This is a genomic window from Micromonospora sp. SH-82, assembly GCF_051132485.1.
GTDB lineage: Bacteria > Actinomycetota > Actinomycetes > Mycobacteriales > Micromonosporaceae > Micromonospora.
This window is the reverse complement of sequence record NZ_CP148049.1, coordinates 4,890,152-4,912,164: the sequence shown is the minus strand read 5'-3', so window position 1 is coordinate 4,912,164 and position 22,013 is coordinate 4,890,152. Positions and strand designations below refer to the sequence as shown.

15 protein-coding genes are annotated in these 22,013 nt (G+C 72.8%); 7 read left to right on the top strand and 8 right to left on the bottom strand.

Annotated features, from left to right (window positions below; translation table 11 throughout):
* Positions 1-32: 32 nt before the first annotated feature.
* Positions 33-1,040, bottom strand: a complete 1,008-nt coding sequence (locus tag WHN02_RS21545) for a lysylphosphatidylglycerol synthase domain-containing protein (RefSeq protein ID WP_434740512.1) — start codon at positions 1,038-1,040, stop codon at positions 33-35.
* Positions 1,041-1,430: 390 nt separating this feature from the next.
* Between WHN02_RS21545 and WHN02_RS21540 the strand changes: the two genes are divergently transcribed.
* The 6 genes from WHN02_RS21540 to WHN02_RS21515 all read left to right on the top strand — a co-directional run bounded on the left by WHN02_RS21540 (position 1,431) and on the right by WHN02_RS21515 (position 12,643).
* Positions 1,431-2,531 (top strand): putative sugar O-methyltransferase, encoded by a 1,101-nt coding sequence (locus tag WHN02_RS21540; protein ID WP_434740511.1) that lies wholly within the window; start codon positions 1,431-1,433, stop codon positions 2,529-2,531.
* 282 nt (positions 2,532-2,813) lie between these two features.
* The gene (locus WHN02_RS21535) at positions 2,814-4,601 is read left to right on the top strand and encodes a hypothetical protein (protein ID WP_434740510.1); all 1,788 of its coding nucleotides are present in this window, start codon (positions 2,814-2,816) and stop codon (positions 4,599-4,601) included.
* Positions 4,598-7,960, top strand: a complete 3,363-nt coding sequence (locus tag WHN02_RS21530) for an AMP-binding protein (protein WP_434740509.1) — start codon at positions 4,598-4,600, stop codon at positions 7,958-7,960. The genes WHN02_RS21535 and WHN02_RS21530 overlap by 4 nt, the downstream gene beginning before the upstream one ends.
* 24 nt (positions 7,961-7,984) lie before the next feature.
* Complete coding sequence (locus WHN02_RS21525) at positions 7,985-8,959, top strand: hypothetical protein (protein ID WP_434740508.1); 975 nt, start codon at positions 7,985-7,987, stop codon at positions 8,957-8,959.
* 5 nt (positions 8,960-8,964) lie between these two features.
* The gene (locus tag WHN02_RS21520) at positions 8,965-10,851 is read left to right on the top strand and encodes an ABC transporter ATP-binding protein (protein WP_434740507.1); all 1,887 of its coding nucleotides are present in this window, start codon (positions 8,965-8,967) and stop codon (positions 10,849-10,851) included.
* Between the two features lie 7 nt (positions 10,852-10,858).
* Positions 10,859-12,643 (top strand): ABC transporter ATP-binding protein, encoded by a 1,785-nt coding sequence (locus WHN02_RS21515; RefSeq protein WP_434740506.1) that lies wholly within the window; start codon positions 10,859-10,861, stop codon positions 12,641-12,643.
* 57 nt (positions 12,644-12,700) lie between these two features.
* On the opposite strand, the gene WHN02_RS21510 is transcribed toward WHN02_RS21515, so the two are convergent.
* Both WHN02_RS21510 and WHN02_RS21505 read right to left on the bottom strand, forming a co-directional pair.
* Positions 12,701-13,549: a hypothetical protein gene (locus tag WHN02_RS21510; protein ID WP_434740505.1), complete on the bottom strand. Its 849-nt coding sequence runs from the start codon at positions 13,547-13,549 to the stop codon at positions 12,701-12,703.
* On the bottom strand, positions 13,546-14,337 hold the full coding sequence (locus WHN02_RS21505; RefSeq protein WP_434740504.1) for a hypothetical protein: 792 nt from the start codon (positions 14,335-14,337) through the stop codon (positions 13,546-13,548). The genes WHN02_RS21510 and WHN02_RS21505 overlap by 4 nt, the downstream gene beginning before the upstream one ends.
* 363 nt (positions 14,338-14,700) lie before the next feature.
* Between WHN02_RS21505 and rph the strand changes: the two genes are divergently transcribed.
* Positions 14,701-17,325, top strand: a complete 2,625-nt coding sequence (gene rph / locus WHN02_RS21500; protein ID WP_434740503.1) for a rifamycin-inactivating phosphotransferase — start codon at positions 14,701-14,703, stop codon at positions 17,323-17,325.
* Between the two features lie 203 nt (positions 17,326-17,528).
* Here rph and wecB read toward each other — a convergent pair whose 3' ends face one another.
* From wecB to WHN02_RS21475, 5 genes are read right to left on the bottom strand one after another with little or no spacing between them, the layout of a single operon-like run.
* Complete coding sequence (gene wecB / locus WHN02_RS21495) at positions 17,529-18,830, bottom strand: non-hydrolyzing UDP-N-acetylglucosamine 2-epimerase (RefSeq protein WP_434740502.1); 1,302 nt, start codon at positions 18,828-18,830, stop codon at positions 17,529-17,531.
* A gap of 3 nt (positions 18,831-18,833) precedes the next feature.
* Positions 18,834-19,697 carry a choice-of-anchor P family protein gene (locus tag WHN02_RS21490; protein WP_434740501.1) on the bottom strand — a complete coding sequence of 288 codons (864 nt, stop codon included), beginning with the start codon at positions 19,695-19,697 and terminating at the stop codon, positions 18,834-18,836.
* Entirely contained in the window at positions 19,685-21,313 is a 1,629-nt protein-coding gene (locus WHN02_RS21485) for a glycosyltransferase (protein WP_434740500.1), read from the bottom strand. The genes WHN02_RS21490 and WHN02_RS21485 overlap by 13 nt, the downstream gene beginning before the upstream one ends.
* On the bottom strand, positions 21,303-21,842 hold the full coding sequence (locus WHN02_RS21480; protein WP_434740499.1) for a hypothetical protein: 540 nt from the start codon (positions 21,840-21,842) through the stop codon (positions 21,303-21,305). Before WHN02_RS21480 ends, WHN02_RS21485 begins: the two co-directional genes overlap by 11 nt.
* Entirely contained in the window at positions 21,839-21,988 is a 150-nt protein-coding gene (locus WHN02_RS21475) for a hypothetical protein (RefSeq protein WP_350897231.1), read from the bottom strand. Before WHN02_RS21475 ends, WHN02_RS21480 begins: the two co-directional genes overlap by 4 nt.
* Between the last annotated feature and the right edge of the window lie 25 nt (positions 21,989-22,013).

Genomic DNA, 22,013 nt, shown 5'->3' with positions numbered 1-22,013 from the left:
ACCGGCTCCGCCGCCCGGTCGGGGCGGGTCCGTCACGACCGGGCGAGGTGGTCGGCGGGGTCGACCCCGGGCTCCACCGGGGTCACGTCCCGTCCGGAGCGGCGGCGGTGCAGGAACTCCGCCGTCCCGAGCGCGACCACACCGAACACCGCGTCGGCGAAGGTGACCACCAACCTGCTGGCCACCGCCACCGCCACCGCCGACGGGACCGGCAGGACCAGCGCCAGCGCGCCGGTCAGTGCGACCTCCCGTACTCCGAGTCCGTCGGGTGTGACGACGGTCAGCACGCCGATCACCGAGGCGAGGGTGAACGCGCCGAGGCACAGCGGCAGCGCGGCGGCGGCGTCGGCTCCCATCAGGACCGCGAGCAGCCACACGTGGAGGGCGCCGACGAGCCAGGAGCTGATCTGCCAGAGCACCGCGACGCGGACCGCCCGTCGGGACAACGACCGGATCTGTTGCGGTCGGCGCAGCACCCGCAGGGCCAGGGTGGCGGCGCGGTCCAGCAGGCTCGGCCAGATCAGCACCGCCGCCACGAGCAGTGCCGGTGGCACCAGCCAGAGGGCCTGACCACCGAGGATCCGTACGCCGGTGAGCAGCCCGATCGTCAGCCCGGTGAGGTGGATGACGACCATGTGCAGGGTCCCGGACACCAGCATCCGGGGCATCGGCACGTCGTTGGCGCTCGCCACCTTCACCGTGGCGATCAGGCCCGGCACCTTGCCCGGCACGTACTTGGCGAGGAACCCGACGTAGTAGATCCGGACGATGCCGACCAACGGCACCGGGGGGCCGAGTTCGGCCAGGATGCCGCGCCAGGAGAACATCCCGAGCAGCGGCCCCGCCATCGCCGTCAGGACGGCGACAGTCATCAGCGCGACGGTCTCCTCCGGGTCACGCCGGCGGAGCACCTCGGTGAGCACCGACCAGTCCTGGTCCAGCAGGGTACGGCCGACAGCGACCACCACGACCAGGCCGAACACCAGGGCGGCGAGGCGCCACAGCGTACGGGAACGGGATGTCGTCGGCCGTCTGGTCATCGTCGATGTGGGCCTTCCTGCTCAGGCCGCGCTGGTGCTGCCGGTCGTCGTCGGGTCCGAACTCCTCGGGGCACCGCCCGTGCGGCAGGTCCGGCCCGAGCAGGGGCGACAGAACTGCTCTGCATTGATCGGCGCACATATCCTGGCCGATCGTCGTGGGTCCGTCAAGGATGTGTCGTATCGCCGGTGGGGCGCTTTCTCCCGGCTGGTTTCCTTGCCTGTGATTGGACCATCAATTGTCCTGTTTTCGGGCGGGGTGGGCGATCCGTCAGACGGGGCCGGCGGTGGCTGTCGCATTTTGGGTCGAATTCGGAATGGGTGGCCTGCGCGCATTCGGGCAGATCTGGGATCTGATAGACGTGCGTCGCTGGAGTCTGTAAGAATGCGGGCATGACGCAGTCTGTTCGCGGTGGTTCCCTGCTGCTCTCGTCCGCGCGCCACGCGCTCCGGGCGCTCGACCTCACCGTCGCTCGTAGCTCGTCCTCGATAACCGGTTACCGCCTGCAAAAATGGACGGGAACCCATGACGACTCCCGGCCGGTGCCCGCCGAGATGGCGCGTGTTCTGCGGGACGACAACGTCGAGTTGGCGGACCTGCGTCGGCGCTACGCGGCGGCCCGGTCCCCGATGCGACCCGGCCGGTTCTGGCGGAACAACACCCGGCAGCGCGATTTCAATCTGCGATACTTCCGGGGCGACAACGCCTATGTCTGGCAACTGCGGCAGCTCGGTGAGAATCCGAAACTGAAGGCGTACCTCTACGCGCGCTACGTCGCCGAGATGGACGAGCGTGACCTGCTCGGCCGGCTGACCGAGGACGGCGCCTTCGGTTGCTGGACCTTCGGCTTCCGCAACCTGCCCCTGGTGAGCCGGGACCTGCTCGACTCCGTCAACGAGATCTACTTCCTCGACCGGCACTGGGATCTGCTCGCCCGGGAGGGCCACACCGTCCTCGACGTGGGGGCCGGTTACGGTCGGCTGGCCCACCGGACGGTCACGGCCTGCCCCGGGCTGGGCAGGTACCTCTGCCTCGACGCCCTTCCCGAGTCGACGTTCCTGAGCCGGCAGTACCTCCGCTTCCGCCGGGTCGACCACAAGGCGGTCGTGGTCGACCTCGACACCATGCAGGAGGACCTGGCCTCGGTGCGGCCCGACCTCGCGGTCAACGTCCACTCCTTCTCGGAGATGCCGTTGAGCGCGATCGACGCCTGGATCGGGATGCTCGCCCGCATGGAGGTCCCCGCGCTGATGATCGTGCCCAACGACGGGGCCGAGCTGCTCAGCCACGAGGACGACTTCCGGCGGCTGGACTTCGCACCGGTGCTCGCCAGGTACGGGTACACCCTGACCGCGAGCGAACCGGTCATCCGGGACGAGGACGTCAGGGAGCTGACGGGGGTCCGGGACCACTTCATGTTCTTCCGTCGGGAGGGGGTGGGCCGGGAGGGTTCTACTATGGATGGACGGGGTGGTGTGTCCCCGGTCCGGTAGGGGATTCTCAGGCCCCTGGGCAGTATCGATCGTCCATACAGGCAGATCGTTGTTAACGATATTGACACATCTATCGGTGTCGGTGAGACTTCCGAGTCGGGAGCGCTCCCACACCGGTGTGGACGTCGTCTCCCACCACACCGTGGCACCGCCACGGCCCCCTCCCTCTCCAGGTCGGCTACCGGTCGCTGCGTCACCTGTCGATCACCGCGTGGCGGTGGCCGGGGTCGGAGCCGTGGCCCGCGTACGCCGAAGCCTGCCCGGTTCACGAAAGGCGGGAACGTGCGACGGACGAAGGTCGACAGGTGGGGCCAGGAACTGCGGGACGTGCGCGACCCCGTCGCACTGTTCGGCGACAGCGCCCAGACGGCGATGCTGCGGCTGCTCACCATGGCGGGGAAGGTGCCCTTCCGCTCCGCCTTCGACGGGCTGACAGTGCGCGAGCAGGCGATCGTCCGACACGTCCTCGGTCGGCAGGAGTTGAGGCTGACCGAGCCGGGGGTCGACGCCCCGCCCGCCCGGTTCGTGCTCTGCCACTCCGCTCAGGGCAAGCTGACGGTCCACGAACCGGCCCGTGGGGACCTGCCCACCGAACAGGTGGTGGCGGAACTCGCGCTCCCCGAGTGGATGATCGAGATGATCGACGAGGAGTGCCTGCCGGCCGAGGTCGAGGAGGAGCACCAGCGCCACGAACTCGACCAGCTGCTGCACACCTGGCACGCCGAGGGCACCCTCCCCGACCGTCTGGAAGAGGTCGTCGACTGGGTCGAACGCGTCGAGACCGTCCTGATCCACGTCCAGCGGCGGGTCTTCTCCCGCTCCGACTCCGGCTCCAGCACCCTCATCCGTGACGGGGTGCTCCCGGCGCTGCGGGACCGGCCCCCGGCCGACTGGAGCCCGGAGGAGCGACTCTTCGTCGCCACGATCCAGCTGCTGTTCCGTACCGGCCGAGCGGTCCGGTTCGAGGAGTTCAACGGTCGTCAACTCACCGCCGTCGGTCTGCGCCGGGTGCTGACCGCCCGGTGCGCGACGTACCTGCACGCCCTCGGTGAACCGGCCACCGGACGCCTGAGCACCGCCACCCTGACCGACCTGGCCGCGCTCGCCGGTGACCTCGTCGAACGCGTCGACGGCAGCGGGCAGATCCGGTACCGGCGCATCAACGGCCTGACCTACGCCAAGGACGAGTACCTCCTGTCGTGGGAGCGGGGCGGACGCCGCCCCGTCGAACTGCCCCCGACGCTGCGGACGCTCACCGGTGTCCTGCCCGGCCCGGTCGACGGCGCGGACGCCGCCGCGTGGGTACGCGGTGCCACCACCGCCGCCCTGCGTACCGCACAGACCGACGGCGACGAGCGCGACCTGGTCCGGATCCTGGAGGGGATCGTCCTCGGCGCGGTGGTCGAGGCCCGAGCCGACTACGGCATGTCCAGCGGTGTCCGGGACCTGTCCCGGCTCGACGGCCCGGCCGGACGGTACGGCGACGACGTGGCGGGGCTGAAGAAGCCGGACTTCTTCTGCTGCGTTCTGCCCAGCCCCCGGATGGCCGCCGACCTGGCCCCCGCCGCCGTCACCGACGTCCTGTGGCAGGTCGCCCAGCGGATGATGTACAACCGGTGGCACTTCGTCCCCGGCAACTTCGACCGCGCCGAGGTCCCCCGACAGCGGCACTACTTCTTCCCGCCGCTGGTGCCCGACATCGGCGAGTGGGGCGACCTGCGCCACGGGGGTCACAGCACCTCCCGGGTCCGCTACACCCTGCGGGCACCCGGGGCGGCGATGTGGCAGCCCCCGTTCACCGTCGGCGGGCGGCAGTACCGGGGCGCGTACGACATCCGGCTGGTCCGGATGGACGGACCGCCCTTCACCCTGGACGACCTGCGCGTCGCCTGCCGGTACTCGGCCCTGGTGGACGTCCTCTGGCGGGAGGTGGCAGCCTACGCCGACGCCCACGACGGGTGGAGCCCGACGATCACCTCGTTCACCGGAGACTGGTACGCCACCAAGGCCTGGCACGAGCCCGTCGAGCGGTTGGCCGCCGCTGCGGAGACCGTCGGTGGGCTCGCGTGAGTCCGGACCCGCGTCTCGTCGTCGTCAACGACGAGGAGCAGTACTCCCTCTGGCCGGCCGACCGGCCCGTACCGGATGGTTGGACGACGGTGTTCACCGGAGCGGTGGAGGCGTGTCTGGAACACGTCGCCGAGCACTGGACCGACCTGCGGCCCGCGTCCCTGCGTACCCCCGGGGGTGCCCCTGACGACCGGGACGTGGCGGCCGGACCCGCCACGGTGGACCCGGTGTGGTCGGTCGCCACCGGAGCACGACGCCCGATCGACCGGGCGCCGCTGCACGTCCTCGTCGACAGGGCGTTGGCGGCCGACCCCGACCGGGTCGCCCTGCGCTGTGCGGGCGTCGAGGTCACGGCGGGGGACCTGCGGACCCGGGTCCGGCACACCGCCCGGGTGCTGCGGGCGTACGGCGCCGGACCGGAGACACCCGTCGCGGTGCTGCTGCCCCGGTCGGTGGACGCGGTGGTGGCGATCCTGGCGGTGCTGACGGCCGGATCGGCGTACCTGCCGCTGTCGGTCCACGACCCGGCGCACCGGCGGGGCCGGATCCTGGCCGACGCGGGTGACCCGGTGCTGGTGACCGGGCCGGGTCAGCGCGGGCTCGTGCCCGAGGGCTACCCGGCGGCCGTGCTCGACGTGACCGACCTGCCGGACACCCTCGGCGACGACGGCGACGGCGGGTGCCGGGGGGAGAACCTGGCGTTCGTCATGTACACCTCCGGCACCAGCGGCGAACCCAAGGGGGTGCTCGGCACCCACCGGCAGTTGGTCAACTACGTGCGGTGGTGCGCCGAGGAGTTCGCGTTCCAGCCGGGGGAGCGGGCCGTCCTGCACGCCCCGCTGTATTTCGTCGGGTCGGTGATGACGCTGTTCACCGCGTTGGTCGCCGACTGGGAACTGGAGGTAGCCCCGGAGCCGGTGGCGTTCGACGACCTGATCGCGGTGACCGCCGCCGCGCCGTGCGGGTTCCTGAAACTCACCCCGTCGCACGTGCGGGCGATGACCGCCCTCGGGGGCGTCGAGGACGCCGCCCGCCAGGTGATGATCGGCAGTGAGCCGCTCCACCTGACCCCCGAGTTCGACGCGTGGATCACCGGTAGTCCGAAGTCCGGCTTCGGCAACCACTACGGGATGAGCGAGACCGTCGGCGCGACCTGGTACTGGATCGGGGCGGACCGCACTGTCGGGTGCCGGCTGCCGGTCGGCGCCCCCATCCCCAACGCCGAGGTGCACGTCCTCGACGAGGAGGGTCGGCCCGTGGAGCTGGGCCGGACCGGGGAGATCTGCCTCGGCGGGGCCGTCGTCGGCCGGGGCTACCACGGTCAGCCGGGGCTGACCGCCCAGCGGTGGATCCCGCACCCGGCGGGCGGGGGAGACCGCCTCCTGCGCACCGGTGACCTCGGCCGGATGGGACCCGACGGGGTCCTGGACGTCCTCGGTCGGGCCGACCGGCAGGTGAAGATCCGGGGCCAACGCGTCGAGCCGCCCGCCGTCGAGGACGCGCTGCGCCGGTGCCCCGGCGTCGCCGAGGCGGTGGTGATCGCCGAACCCGACGGCCACGACCTGCACCTCGTCGCGTACCTGCGCTCCGAGGCGGACCCGCGACCGACCGAGGCGCAGCTGCGCGCCCACCTCGCCGCCGTGCTGCCGGAGGCGTCCATCCCGAGCCGGTTACGGTACGTGGCGCAGTATCCCCTCACCCCCAACGGCAAGGTCGACACCCGCCGCCTGCCAGCCACCCCGACGGAACGACCCGCACTGAGCACCGGCTACGCCGCGCCCAGCGGTGACCTGGAGACGGCTGTGGCGACGGTGGTCGCCGAGGTGCTGCGGGTGGACCGCCTCGGCGTCGACGACGACTTCTTCGAACTCGGTGGCGACTCCATGCAGGTGGTCGAGGTGGTCACCCGGCTCGACGAGGAGCTGGGCCTACCGGTGGGGATCGCCGACGTGTTCGACGGGCGGACCGTCCGCGCCGTGGCCGCCGCGATGAGCGGCCACCAGCCGCGCCCCGGCCAGGCCCAGTCCCGCGGCGCCACCGCCGTCTCCGCGCCGTTGACCTGGGGGCAGACGGCCATGTACCAGCCGATGCGGTGGTTCGGCGAGGCCAGCCGGGACTTCAACATCAGGCGGGTGGTGTGGCTGACCGCCCCGGTCCCGGTCGAACGGGTCACCGGGGCCTGGTCGGAGCTGGTGGCCCGCCACCAGGTGTTGCGGACAGTGATCAGCGACGGCGTCGACGGACCCCGACAGACGTCGTACGCCGACGGGGCGTACACGCCGCTGTTGCGCGACACCACCGCCGCCGCACTGCCCGAGGAGGCCGCCGCCGTCGCCGCCGAGCTGGCCGCCGACGCGTTCCGGCTGGACCGGGAGTGGCCGCTGCGGTTGGCGCTGCTGCGCGTCGACGGACTCGTCGAGGCGGTGGCCCTGGCGGCCTCGCACGTGTCGCTGGACGGCTGGTCGTTGGAACTGCTGTCGGCACAGTTGCGCACCCTCGTCGAGGGCGACCGGACCCTGCCCCCGCCGGGGTGGCAGCCGGTGGACCAGGCCGCCTACGAGTCCTCACCGGCCGGGCAGCGTCGGGGTCGCCGGTCACTGGCGTACTGGCGGGAACGGCTGCCGGCGGTCCCACACCGGATCTTCGACGGGCCGGAGCACGACGGCGGCCCGCTGCCCGTGGTCACGTGGCGGATGGAGTCGACCGCCGTGGCCGTGGCCGCCGCCGTGCTGGCCCGGCGCACCCGGGCGTCGTCGTCGACTGTGGTGCTGACCGCAGCCCTGCTGGTCCAGGCCGCGCTGACCGGTCGGGACCGGGCCGTGGTGAAGCTGATCGCGGGCAACCGCAACACCCCCCGCCAGCGGGAGCTGGCCACCGGCATCGCCCAGAACGCGCTGTTGGTCTTCGACGTCGGCGACGGCGACGTCGAGGACGCCGTCCGGCGCTGCTACCGCGACTCCACCGAGTCCTACTTCCACGCCACCTATCCGCCGGAGGCACTCGACGAGCTGATCGCGGCCGAGGGGACCCACGCCGACCTGTCGGTGTACTTCAACGACTCCCGGATGGGACGCGACTTCGACCCCCCGACCGGGGAGCCCGACCGGGCCACCCTGACCGACCTGGCCGCCCGGACCACGGTCCGGCAGGTCGCCGCCGTCGCCCGCCACGACATGACCTTCTTCCTGTCCATGCCCCACCTGGTCGGCGGCGGCGCGCTGCACCTGCTGGCCGACACCCGGCGGGTGCCCGCCGACACCTGTCTGCGGTCCCTGCGGGGCGTCGAGACGCTGCTGTGCGAGGCGGCGCTGCGGCCGGTGCCCCTCACTGACGTCGCCGCCCTGCTCGACCTCGGCTGAATCCCCGACCCGCCAGGAGCCGTCATGACCGACCCCTACCCGCTGCTGCACCGGCTGGCCGCCGGCGACGACGACGCGCTCACCGGCGTCGCCCTGCCGCCCGACGGGCGCTACCAGGTGGTCACCACCACCGTCGACGAGGTCACCGCCCGGATCGTACGGACCCTCCGGGACGGTTTCGCCGGTCGACGCCCGGCCGACCATCCGCTGCTGGTGCTCGGCTGGGGGCGGTGTCGGGTCGGGTCGACGGCGGTGACGAACCTGTTCGGGATGGCCGGGGCCGCCGCCTACTACCAGCCCGTCAAGACCATCGGTCGGTTCGTCCTCACCGGCGGCGAGGGCTCGCCGTGGAAGCTGCCCGATGGGGAGCCGGTGCTGTTCGCCAAGGAGATGGCCGGGCCGTACGTGCCGTTCGAGGCGTTGTTCAACCCCGTCCGCTGCCTCGTGGAAGCCGGGTGGCCGGTCGACCGGCTGCGGCTGCTGGTGCTGGACCGGCACCCCCGTGCCTCGCTGGACTCGTGGATGGCCAAGTGGGAGGGGCGCATCGGTCGTACCCGGGTGGTGGAGAACTTCGTCCTCAGCACTGTGAACTACGCCCGGATGCGGGCGTACGCGGCAGCCGAGGGGGTGGCGGTGACCCACTTCCCGTACGAATGCAGCCGCCGCCCGGAGGAGACGGTGTCCCGGCTCTTCGACCGCCTCGGCGTCGGGCACCTGTACCGGCCGCAGATGCTGACCGGTTGGGGTGCCGCCGGTGACCTCAACTCCGACCAGTCGAAGATCCACTATCCGGTGGAGCCGGAGCCGTACGTCGTGCCCGGCCTGCACGGCGACGCCGACGAGTACCGGTTCCGGGACCGGCCGGTGACCGTGTTGACGGATCCGGAGCTGGCGGTCGCCGACAGCCCCGAGGTCGTCGAGTCCTACCGGGTCTCGGTGCGCTCCTGCGCGCAGGAACTGGACCTGCCGGTGTTCCTGCGAGACGAGATCTTCGGCTGACCTCGATGGCCGTGTCCACAGCGGGAGCCGGATCCCTGCGCGAGGCCGCCGCCGCCAGGCTGCGGATCGCCAGTCTGTGGCCCGCCGCCGGAGTCGGCCCGAGTGCCGTCGCCCTGGCCCTGAGCGGGGTGCGTGGCCTGCTGCCTGTGGTCTTCGCGATCGCCGTCGCCACCACCGTCGGCCGCATCGGGCCGGTGCTGCGCGACGGCGCACCACAGGCACAGGTGTGGTGGCCACTGGCCGCCGCCGGGGCGGCGCTGGTCGCGTTGCAGTTGGCCGAGGCGGCGCAGAAGGCGGTCGGTGAGCGGCTCGGTCGCAACGTCGACGGGCACATGTACCGGCGGCTCATCCAGGCGTCCCTGTCGACCCGGGAGATCACGCCCCTGGAGGACCCGGCGGTCCTCGACGAGCTGGGTGAGGCCGGACACGAGCTCCGGTTCGCGTTCCGCACCCCCGGGGCGGCGTACGCCGGGCTGATAGCGCTGGTCGGACCGTACACCCAGGTCGCCGGCTTCACCGCGGTCGTCGCGGTGGTGCTGGACCCCTGGGCGGCGGTGGCGATGCTGGCGGTGGTCCTGCTGTTCCGCCACGGCCAGCGCGGCGGGCTGCGACGCTACGCCCGGGTCATCCGCGACGTCGCCCCGCTGCGCCGGGAGAGCCGCTACCTGCGGAGGCTGGCGATGGGTCCGACGGCGGCCAAGGAACTGCGCGTCTTCGACCTGACCGGCTGGCTGACCGGACGCTACCGGGACGTCTACCGCCGGAGCCTGGACCCGGTGTGGGCCGAGCGCCGCCGGATCTACCTGCGGCCCTACCTGGTGTACACCACAGTCGGGCTGGTCGGTGTGGCAGCCGTGCTGGCCCTGTCCGGGGTCCGCGCCGCCGACGACGTCCTCGACCTGGCGGCGCTGGCGCTGGTGTTGCAGGCGGTGACGGCGCTGATCCGGCTGGGGGAGTTCTACCCCGACTCGGACACCCAGACCCAGTACGGCATGAACGCCGAGACCGCCGTGACGGCGTTCGAGCGGGCCATGGCGGGTCACCCCGAGCCCGCCGACACCGGCCGGGCCGGACCGGCCGCCACCACCGCCCCGGCGATCGACGTCACCGGGGTGCGGTTCGGGTATCCCGGGGCGGCCGAGCCGGTCTTCGACGGACTGGACCTGCACATCCCCGCCGGGCGGTGCACCGCCCTGGTCGGGGTGAACGGGGCGGGCAAGACCACCCTGGTGAAACTCCTGGCCCGGCTCTACTCGCCGGACGCCGGTGCGGTCCGGGTCGACGGGACGGACGTCGCCGACCTGCCCGCCCGGGACTGGCAGCGGCGCATCGCCGTGGTGTTCCAGGACTTCGTACGCTACGAGCTGTCGGCGGCGGCCAACATCGGCTTCGGCGCGGTGGAGCACCTCGACGACCGCCCCGGGATCCGCCGTGCGGCGCAGGCGGTGGGGCTGCTCGACACCCTCGACGCGCTTCCCGACGGGCTGGACACCCTGCTGTCGCGGGCCTACGACGGTGGGGTGGACCTCTCCGGCGGGCAGTGGCAGCGCATCGCCATCGCGCGTGCCCTCTTCGCGCTCTACCACGGCAGTACGGTGCTGGTGTTGGACGAGCCCACGGCGGCGTTGGACGTCCGTGCCGAGGCGGAGTTCTTCGCCCGGTTCGCGGAGTTGACCCGGGGCCGGACGACGATCCTCATCTCGCACCGGCTCTCCAGTGTCCGGCTGGCCGACCGGATCGTCCTGCTGGACCGGGGCCGGGTGGTCGAGGAGGGCAGCCACGACCAGTTGATGGCCGTCGGCGGCCGGTACGCCGCGATGTTCACGTTGCAGGCGGAGCGCTTCGTCGACGACGAGCCCGGCCGTGATCCGGCAGCGCAGAGGGTGGGGTGAGGCGACGGTGACGGCGATCATGACGTTGCTGCGGCTGGCGTGGCGGCAGGACCGGCGCAAGATGTCGGTGGCGGTGGCGCTGATGGCGGGCAACGCGGTGGCGGTGCCGTTCGGGGCGGTGGCGCTGCGGAACCTCACCGACGCGGCGGCCGCCGGGCGCGCCGAGGCTGCGGCCGGGTGGGGTCTGGCCGTCGCGGTGGCCGCGATCGCGGCGTTGACCTGCGCACACTTCGCCCACATCGCGTACTTCGAGGTCGCCGAACTGGTGGTGCTCACCACCGACGAGCAGCTCATCGAGGTCAGCAACGGCACGCCGTACCTCGACCACCACGAGCGACCGGACCACGCCGACCGGATGGCGTTGGTCCAGGACGAGCTCCAGCGCATCGGGGAGGGGTTGCAGGCGCTGCTGACCGGGGGGTCCCTGGCGGTGGGGCTGTTGCTGACGACCGCGCTGCTGACCATGGCCCACCCGGCGTTGGTGGCGTTGCCGTTGCTCGCCGCGTTGCCGTTGCTCGCCGGTCGGCGGGCCCAGGCCGCCCTCGACCGGGCCCGCGAGGACAGCACCGTCGACACCCGACAGGCCCGGCACCTGTTCGACCTGACCACGGACGCGGCCTCGGCCAAGGAACTGCGCCTGCTGGGGCTGGTCGAGCACCTGCAGGAGCGCTACGCGCTGCACTGGCGCAGGGCCACCGCCCGCCTGTGGCGGGGCGAGCTGACCGCCGGGCTGTGGCGGGCCGCCGGTCAGGCCGTCTTCGCCCTCGGGTACGTCGTCGCGCTGGTCCTGGTGGTGCGCGACGCGGTACGCGGTGACGTCGGCGTGGGCACCGTGGTCCTGGCGATCGTGCTCGCCTCCCAGCTCAACCACCAGGTCGCCGCCGCGGCCACGATCACGCAGCAGTTGGTGCGCAGCGGCCGGTCCCTGCGCCGGCTGGACGAGGTACGCGACCTGGTGTCGGCCCCGGTCACCCCACCCGACGCGCCTGTCACACCGGTGAGCCCACCGGTCCGGCTGCGGGAGGGCATCCGCCTGCGGCATGTCACCTTCACCTACCCGGGGGCGGCCGAGCCGGTGCTGCGCGACGTCGACCTGGTGCTGCCGGCGGGCAGCACCGTGGCGATCGTGGGGGAGAACGGGGCGGGCAAGACCACGCTGGTCAAGCTGCTCAACCGGTTCTACGAGCCCGACCGGGGGGCGATCCTGGTCGACGGGGTCGACCTGCGCCACCTCGACCTGGCCGCCTGGCGGGCGCGGACCACCGCGGCGTTCCAGGACTACGCCCGCCCGGAGTTGACGGCCCGGCTGGCCGTCGGCGTCGGTGACCTGCCTCGCGCCACCGACGACGACGCCGTACGCAACGCCCTGGCCCGGGCGCAGAGCGCCGTCGCCGACCGGCTGCCGTACGGGCTGGACACCCGGCTGGGTCGCAGTCACGCCGACGGTGGGGTGGACGCCTCCGGCGGGCAGTGGCAGCAGCTGGCGCTCGGCCGGGCGATGATGCGGGACGCCCCGCTGCTGATGGTGCTCGACGAACCGGCGTCGGCGCTGGACGCCGAGGCCGAACACCGGTTGTTCGAGCGGTACGTCGACGGGGCGGCGAGGGTCGCCGCCGACAGCGGTGGGGTGACGGTGTTCGTGTCGCACCGGTTCTCGACGGTCCGCGCCGCCGACCTGATCATCGTGGTCGGCGACGGGGGAGTCCGTGAGGTGGGCACCCACGACGACCTGGTCCGCCTGGACGGGCTCTACGCCGCCCTCTACGGCACCCAGGCCGCCGCGTACCGGTGAGGTGCCCCCCGGGTTCCGGCCCCGGTCAGGTGAGGTGCCCCCGGGTGCCGGCCCCGGTCACCGGGCGGCGGGCAGGACCGCGGGGCAGTTCTGCTTCAGGATCTGCTCGGTGTTGGCCCGGTGCCCGGGTAGCGAGGACGCCGGGGGGTCCAGGGCCCCGGTGAGCACCACCGCCCGGTCGTACTGCTCCTCGGCCCTGTCGCAGTTGCGGTAGGCGGCCTCGGCGTACGCCCACACGTACCGGGTCCGTGCCTCGTCCACGGCCCCGAGGTTGGCGTACCCGTTGCCCTCGGCGCGGCGTCGGTGCAGCCGGTCGGTGTAGAGGTGGACGACCTCACCCGCTACCGCCCGTAACCGGGTCAGGTCCCCGGTCTGGTAGTACACCGAGATCGCACTGTTGAGCAGGACCACCCTGACGTCCTCGCCGGTCTGTCGGCGCAGTGCCCACCCCATCGCCGCCTCGGCGTCGGCGGCCATCCCGGAGGTGGCCAGGGCCTGCGCGGTGAGGGCGAGGTCCACCGGGGAGACCCGGTCGGCTCCCAGCGCGTTGATGATCTCCCAGGCGTCGACGGCCCGGACCCCGAGTTGCAGGGACGCCGCCTGGCGGGCCGCCTCGTCCCCGCGCATCTTGGCCTCCAACTCGCCGAGGACCGCCATGTCGTCGCGGAGCCGGGCCCGCAGGTCGTCGTCGCGGGAGCGGTCGGCGCGCACGTTGCTCCCGGAGGCCGTCCAGACCGAGACGACCAGGGCGAGGCAGGCCGCGACGACGGTCACCACCTCTCCGATCCGGGGCCACGGGCGGGTCCGTAGGACGGTACGCAGGCGGACCGACCCGGCCCGGACGCGTCCCAGTGCGGCCCGGGCGCGGGCGAGTCCGGCGCGCACCAGGGCGGCGGCGAGCCTCACGTGCCCCGCCCCAGACGGGCGGCGGCCCGGTCCATCTGCCGTCGGGTCACCTCGACGGCGAGCTGGTCCATGAGCTGGTCCCGGCGGGCGGGGGCCACGACGTTCGCCGCCCCCACCACGTCACCGAGGCGGAAGGTCACCCCCACCCCTTCGGCCACCGGCTGTCCGTGCCGGGTCTGGCGCACCGCCACCGACAGCACCTCGGCGTCGGCGGCGGCCTCGGCGGGGCGGACCAACTCGATCTCGGTGAACGACACCGCCGTGCCGTCGCCGTCGGGGAACTCCACCGGTACGTCGCCGCAGGAGCGCACGTTCTCGCGCAGCTCGGCGAGGTGTCCGGTGGCCTCGTCGGGGTCGGCGAAGGCGTACAGGACGACGGTGGCCTGCAGCGGTGGGGTGCCCTGGTGGTAGAGCGACCGGACGGCGGTGGCGTGCGGGGTGCTGTCGGGTCTGCGGTCGCAGGGCCACGCCCCGGAGTCCGGTGATCCCGCGTCGACCCGCCGCCACCGGTCGCCGAGGGCGTCGGTGTCGATCAACGCCGCTTCGAGGTCGTCCTCGTCGAGCCGGTCGGGTGTCGGCTCGGCGGGCGGGGTGGTGGTCGGTGGCGGCGCGGTCGTCTCGGTGAAGGTGGCCGGAGGTGTGGGGAGGGTGGGTGTCGGGTCGGGGTCGGCGGGGGTCTCCTCGACCGACGGCACCGGATCCGGGGCGGCGGTGGGTTCCTCGCCGCACCCGGCCAGGAGTCCGAGTATCAGCACAGTGGACAGACAGGCACTGGCGCTTCGAGCCATGCCGGCTCCTTCAGCTGGTGACTCAGCGGATCGGTACCGGGATCGTACGGTCACCGTGGGCCGGGTCGCCGTACCGCGAACGGCCCCACCGGCCGGGCATGATCGGTTGTTCACGGCAGCCGACAGGGCATCGTCGGCGAGCCGGTCACCTCAAGGAAACCCCGTGAACAGGGAGAAGGCAGGGAGTCGACTCCCTGCCACTCTTACCGTATATCACAGTGGGGGGCTTGTGGCAAGACCCTGGTCCGGGCGCAGAATCGTCGGCCTGACCGGGTGTCGGCGGAAGTCGGAGGGGGCGACGTGGGTGGTTCGAGGTCGACGGACGGGGCGAGCGGTGGGGGCGTACCTCCGGGTGGTGTCCCGGTGACCGGGCCGTACGTCCTGGGGCTGGACGAGGTCGACCGGACGCGGGCCGCGGCGGTCGGCGGCAAGGGCGCGTCCCTCGGGGAGCTGGCGCGGGTCGACGGCGTGCGGGTCCCGGCGGGCTTCTGCGTGACGACCGCCGCGTTCCGGCGGATCGTGGCGCGGACGCCCCAGGTGGGCGACCTGCTCGACCGGCTCTCCCACCTCCACCCGGACGACGGGGAGTCGGCCCGGGCGCTGAGCGCGCAGCTGCGCGCGGCCGTGGCGGGGGCGTTCGTCCCGGACGACGTGGTGGCGGCGATCACCGACGCCCATGCCCGGCTCGGCGTGGACGGGGCCTACGCGGTCCGGTCCAGCGCGACGGCCGAGGACTCACCGACCGCCTCGTTCGCCGGCCAGCACGACACCCACCTGGACGTGGTGGGCCCGGAAGCGATCCTGGGAGACGTCCGCCGGTGCTGGGCCTCGCTCTTCACCGACCGGGCGGTGGCCTACCGGCGGCGCAACGGCATCGACCACCGGTCGGTGCAGATGGCGGTGGTGGTGCAACGGATGGTCCCCGCCGAGGCATCCGGCGTCCTGTTCACCGCCGACCCCGTCACGGGAGACCGGCGGGTCGCCACCGTGGAGGCGGTCTTCGGCCTCGGCGAGGCGCTGGTCGGCGGGCAGGTGGACGCGGACGTCCTCCGGGTCCGCGACGGCGGGGTCGTCACCAGGACCCCGGCCGCCGGGCACCGGTCCGACACCGCCCGGCCCGCCGCCGCATCCGGTGGGGCGCAGGTCGAGGAGGTTCGACCAGCAACACCGACGTTGACCGACGAGCAGGTCGTACGGCTGGTGCGGCTCGGCCGCCGGATCGAGGCCCGGCTCGGCCGACCCCAGGACGTCGAGTGGTGCCGGGTCGACGAGGACCTCCACGTCGTCCAGAGTCGGCCGATCACGACGCTGTTCCCCGTACCGGCCACCGACGACGAGGCGTACCACGTCTACGTCTCCGTCGGTCACCAGCAGATGATGACCGACCCGATGAAGCCCCTGGGGCTGTCGCTGTGGCGGCTGACCGCGATGGCCCCGATGCACGAGGCCGGTGGGCGGCTGTTCGTGGACGTCACCGGGCACCTGGCAGTGGCGTCGAGCCGTACCCGCCTCCTGGAGGTGATGGAGAGATCCGATCCGTTGATCGCCGACGCGCTGCGGACCGTCCTCGACCGGGGCGACGTCGTCGCCCCGTCACCGGACGAGGCCACCGCAGGACGACCGCCCGTCGGTGGTTCCGGTGGACGTCCGCCCGTCGGGGGAGGCGTCCCGGTCGAGGTCGGGGCGGAGGTCGTCCCGGAGCTGATCCGGCGCGACGAGGGGTCGGTCGCCGCCCTGCGGCGGGAGATCCGTACCCGGCGGGGGCCGGAGCTGTTCGACTTCCTGCTGGAGGCCTTCGAGGAGCACAGACGGGTCCTCGGCGATCCGGTGAGCATGCGGGCGATCATGGCGGGGATGGAGGCCAGGTGGTGGCTCGACGACCGGCTCGGGGAGTGGCTCGGCGAGCGGAACGCCGTCGACACGCTCACCCTCTCCGCTCCCGGCAACGTCACGTCGGAGATGGGGTTGGCGCTCCTCGACGTCGCCGACGTGATCCGCCCCCATCCGGAGGTGGTGGCGTACCTCGAACGGGTCGAGGGTGGGGACTTCCTCGCCGACCTGCCGAGACTCCCGGGCGGGACCGAGGCGCGCGCCGCCGTCGAGGCGTTCCTCGACCGGTACGGGATGCGCTGCGTGGGTGAGATCGACGTGACCCGGCCCCGGTGGAGCGAGCACCCGGCCACGCTGCTGCCCCTGATCCTCGACAACGTCCGCAACTTCGAGCCGGGGGCCGCCGGACGCCGATTCGAGCAGGGGCGGCGCACGGCCGAGGCGAAGGCACGGGAGGTGGTGGAGCGTCTGCGGGTCCTACCGGACGGGGAGCGCAGGGCCGACGAGGCCGGTCGGATGATCGAACGGGTCCGGGCCTTCGTCGGCTACCGGGAGTACCCGAAGTACGGCATCGTCAGCCGCTACCTCGTCTACCGGCAGGCCCTGCTCGCAGAGGCCGACCGGCTGGTGCGGGCGGGTGTCCTCGCCGAGCGGGAGGACGCCTACTTCCTCACCTTCGAGGAGTTCCGCGACGCCGTGGGCACCCACCGGGTGGACCCGGCCCTGATCCGCAGTCGCCGGGAGGACTTCCGGTCGTACCTGTCGCTCACCCCGCCCCGGGTGCTCACCTCGCACGGGGAGTCGGTCTCCGGGTCGTACCGTCGCACCGACGTGCCGGCCGGTGCCCTGGTCGGCCTGTCGGTCTCCGCCGGGACCGTCGAGGGCCGGGCCCGGGTCGTCCTCGACCTGGCCGAGGCCGACCTCACGCGGGGGGACATCCTGGTCACGCCCTACACCGACCCCAGTTGGACGCCGGTGTTCGTCACCGTCGCGGGCCTGGTGACGGAGGTGGGCGGCCTGATGACCCACGGCGCGGTGATCGCCCGGGAGTACGGACTGCCGGCCGTCGTGGGGGTGGAGGGGGCCACCCGGCGGATCCGCGACGGGCAGCGGATCCGCCTGCACGCCTGCGACGGGTACGTCGAACTCCTCGCCTGAGGCGGCAGCGAACCGGGTCGGAGCAGGTGGGGGCGGTACGGGGAGCGGGCCGCCGCAGCGTCGGTGTGGCATGTTTGGAGGCGGACAGGGTGTCGACGTCGCGAGGAGGAGAGACGATGAACGCCAAGTTGCTGGGGTGGATCCTGCTACCGATCGCCGGTCTGCTGCTCGTCGGGATGGTGGCGGTGTGGCTGCTGCAGCAGCTACTGGGCGTCGTGGTCTACCTGCTCGTCGGAGCCGTGGTGGTGGGCGGCGGGTTCTACCTCTACCAGCGGGTACGCCGGGAGGTCGGGCCGGGGACGCGGACCGGTAACCGGATCGAGGCGGCGTCGCGGACGTACCGCAACCGGGGCTGACGGCGGGGTACGCGGGGCGAGGACCCGGTCGGCGGAGGTCGGCACCAGCAGGTCGGCGATGGCCTGTACGCACCGTCGCCCGGCCTGCCCGTCCCCGAAGGGGAGGCCGCCGGGGTGCCGGTCCGGCCGGTCCAGTCGATCGGCGACCGCCTCGACGATCCGATCGGGATCGGTGCCGACCAGGTCACCGAGGCGGTGCTGGACGATCTCCGGGCGTTCGGTGGTCTCCCTGGTCACCACCACCGGTACGCCGAGGCTGGCCGCCTCCTCCTGGAGTCCACCGGAGTCGGTGACGACCACTGTGGCCGCGCGGAGCAGGCCGATCATCTCCGGGTAGGGCAGCGGCGGGACGAGCCGGACGTGGGGGACGTGCCCGAGACCGGCGCGTACCTGCTCGGCGAGGTGCGGGTTCGGGTGGGTGACCAGGGTCAGGTCGAGGTCGGAGTGCTCGACGGCGATGCGGGCCAGGGCACTGAGGACCTCGGCCATGCCGGTGCCCCAGTTCTCCCGACGGTGGACTGTGGCCACCACGAGGCGGCGTCGCGGGTCGACCCAGGACGGTGGTCGGGCCTGACCCTCGCGCAGCAGGGTGTGCAGCGCGTCGACGACGGTGTTGCCGGTGACCACGATCCGGTGCGCGGGCACTCCCTCGGCGAGCAGGTTGCGCCGGGCCGTCGGGGTCGGGGCGAGGTGCAGGTCGGCGCAGCGGGCCACCATCGCCCGGTTGGCCTCCTCCGGGAACGGCTGTGCCACGTCGTGACTGCGCAGTCCGGCTTCGAGGTGGATCACGGGGATCCGGTTCCAGAAGGCCACCAGGGCGCCGACGAGGGCGGTCGTGGTGTCGCCGTGCACCACCACCGCGTCCGGTCGGTGTCGTACGAGCACGCTCTCGACTCCGGTGGTGAGTTCGGCGGCGAGTTCGGCGAGGAGCCCGCTGCGTCGCCGGAGGGTGAGGGCGAGGTCCGCCTTGAGCCCGAACGGGGCCAGGGCCTCGTCGACCCGGTCGGGCTGCTGTCCGGTGTCGAGCACCGTCGTGGTGAATCGCGGGTCGCGGCAGAGCAGGCGGACCAGTGGAGCGATCTTGACACCCTCGGGTCGGGTGCCCGCCAGAACCATGATGTCGGGTACGCCCGCCCTGCCGCGTCCCATCGGTCAGCTCCGGGCGGCGGCGCGGCGGCGCCGGTGCAGGAGGATGCCGCCACCGGTGCCGGCGGCCAGGGCGCTCAGGCCCAGGGCGATCGGCGCTCCGGCGAGCGGGATCACCGGGATCGGCGGGGCGATCGCGTTCGGGCCGCAGCCGGCGCTGCCGACTGTGACGCCGGCGAGGCTACCGCCGAGGGCGGTGAGGTTCAGCGCGGTCACTGTCAGCTGTCCGGTGCCGGAGCTGGTCTGCCCGTTGAGGGTGAGGTCCAGCAGACCCGGGATGCTCAGCCCGGTGTTGGGCGCCGGGTTGGCCGGCAGGGAGAGCAGGGTCGTCGGGATCCCGAGGACCGTCGACACGATGCGCGCGTTGACCAGGCTGGCGCTGCCGGTGGCCGACGGGCTGCTGGTCGCCGTGCAGGAGGAGTAGAGCGCGTCGGCGACGAGCGTGATGGTGGCCAGGCCGTTGGTGCCGAGGACCAGGTTGACGGCGGCGCCGGGCGTCGCGGTGCACGCGCCTCCGGCGCCGATGGTGATGGAGCCACCGGCGCCCAGGACCCCGGCGCAGGCGGCGGAGGTGCCGTCGTTGAACGCCCGGACGGCCTGCCCCAACACCCCGGCGGTGATGACCGTCTGGGTGCCGAGCACCGTCAGCGGCGGGTTGACGTTGCCGGAGATCGACTCGGTGGTGCCGTCGTTGGTGGCGCTCGCCGACCCGGAGCTGGCCAGGCCACCGCCGAGCAGGCTGATCTGGAGGGCGGAGGCCGTCGACTGTGAGGTGTCGGCCATCGCCGGTGACGCGGCCAACACGGCCATCGCCAGTCCACCGACCAGTGCGGTCGCCACCCGGGTGAGACCCGGTCCTACCTTGCGCATGTGAGAGCTCGCTTCCTGTCGCTGTCGCTGTTGGTGGTGGGGTGGGGGCGGTTCATCGGGGTGTTCTGGGTGGGTGGCTGGGTGACCGGGACGCTCGCGCGGATCACCAGGGGACCGGCGGGCCGGACGGCCCGCCGGGGCAGCACGGACCCGGTGACGGCCGGCCTGGTGGCGGCCTGGCCGGTGGCGGCCGGACCCGTGTTGGCCTGGCCGGTGGGGGCCGGGCTGGTGGCGGTCACCCGGGCGGGAGCGACGCCGGTGGTCGCCGGGTCGGTGGTGCGGGCGGTGGCGGTCGCCGGGTCGGTGGCGCGGGCGGTCTTGTGCCATTCCGATCGGGCGGTGAGCATCCGGCCGAGGGCGATCCAGACGGCCACCGACTGCACGTAGCTGTAGAGCCAGTGACCCACGCCCAGGCCGAGTGCCGCGGTGACGGACAGGTGTGGCTCGCACCGGTTGCGGTAGACGAGCCCCCAGACCGCGAACGGGCCGACGCCGAAGAGCGCCACCAGGGGGAGCAGCCCCCACCCGCCGGAGGTCCACCAGCCGGCGACGCCGCCGGCGGTCTGGCTGACGTACCAACCGAGTACGCCCAGGCAGCCGAGGTAGACGGGGGTGCCCACGAGTTGGCACCAGGGCGCGGCGAGGAAGTGGGAGATCTCCATGATGGCGGAGTTGCTGATCCGCCGGGAGTTCAGCACCGAGGCCAGGTACCGGCCGCACTGCATGGATCCCTGGGCCCAGCGGGCGCGTTGCCGGATCAGCGGTCTGACCCGGGTGAGGGCCTCCTGGGCCACCCAGCTCTCGGAGCAGTACTCGGTACCGCCACCCTGCAACAGGATGTGCAGGCCCAGTTCGAAGTCCTCCAGCAGCGCCCCGTGCCAGGGGGTGCCGTGTTCCGCGCCGAGTCGGTCGAGCAGGGAGAGCCGGGTGAACTGGCCGTTGCCGCCCATGGCGACGCTGCGGGTGTGCCGACGCAGCGACTGCATCGCCGCGATCGGGGCGCGGAACTCCATGTCCTGCAACCGGACCAGCAGCCGACCCCACCGGCCCAGGCCGGGAGTGGGGCGGGCGCACTGGATCATGCGGACCTCGATCTGCACGGCGGCGACGGTGTCGCTGCCGAAGTACCGGGGGCCGGCGAGGGCGGAGCGACACCGGGGGTCCAGGTAGCTGTCGGCGTCGAGGACGCCGACGATGGTCCGGTCGAGGTCGGCGTCGGGCGGGAGGTGGTCCTGGATTGCCCGCCAGGCGGCGTTGAGTGCCGCTCCCTTGCCCTGGACGGCGTCGGGTCGGCGTCGGGTGATCACCCGGACCCGGGGGTCGGCGACGAAGGAGTGCAGGACCGTGCCGGTGCCGTCCTCGGAGGCGTCGTCGACGCACCACACGGTGACGTCCGGCATGTCGTGCAGGAGCCGGCGCAAAGTCGTGGCGACGACTGTGGCCTCGTTGCGGCACGGCACGATGACGTGCCAGTCGAAGCGGGTGTGGTCGCCGCCGGGTGACCGGGTGGTGCGCAGGTGGAGTACGAGGATGCTCAGCACGTAGGCGCAGAAGTAGACGCAGAGCAGGAAGGCGACGGTGTTCAGCACGGCCAGGGACTGGATCTCAACGGGCACTGCGGAGCCTCCCCGGTCTGCGCCCGCTGCCGACCAGGAGCAGGAAGACGATGGCGACCGCGATGAGCCCGACGGTGCTGATGGCCGAGCCGATCAGGACGTGGCTGCGCTGGTAGCCCAGCTCGAAACCCCACAGCTGCATCGCCGCGACGACGGCGGCGAGGCGGACCTGGTTGACGGCGACCAGCAGGGCGACGGCGAGGGAGACCGCGATCGCGGCGCGGGGCAGGGTGAGGCGTCGGAAGCCGACCAGCAGGGACGCCAGGACGAACGGTGGGATCAGCAGCATGGCCACCGAACAGCCTGTGGAGACCAGGAAACCGACCCAGCGTTGGTCCAGCGGGAAGGTCACCGCCGCCCCGACCGAGGTGGTGTCGGCCAGCCCGACGGCCGCGACCAGGCGGGCGTTGAGCCACGCCTCGGCCACTGCCACGTCGTGCCACCGCTCGAACAACGTGATCCCCAGCGCGATCCCGCAGGCCGCTCCGAGGAGGGCACGTCCCCAGTGGAGCAGCGTGGTACGACTCACCGAGACCGGCCGGCGTACGTGGCGAGCCAGAGCGACGCGCCGAGCACCACCAGTCCGATCCCCACGAGCAGCCAGGACTGGACCGCCGCGCCGGTGGTGGCCAGACCGCCGCCGATCGACGGACCCTTCGTCGGAACCCCGTACATGTGTCTCCACCCCTCCGGTAGGGCA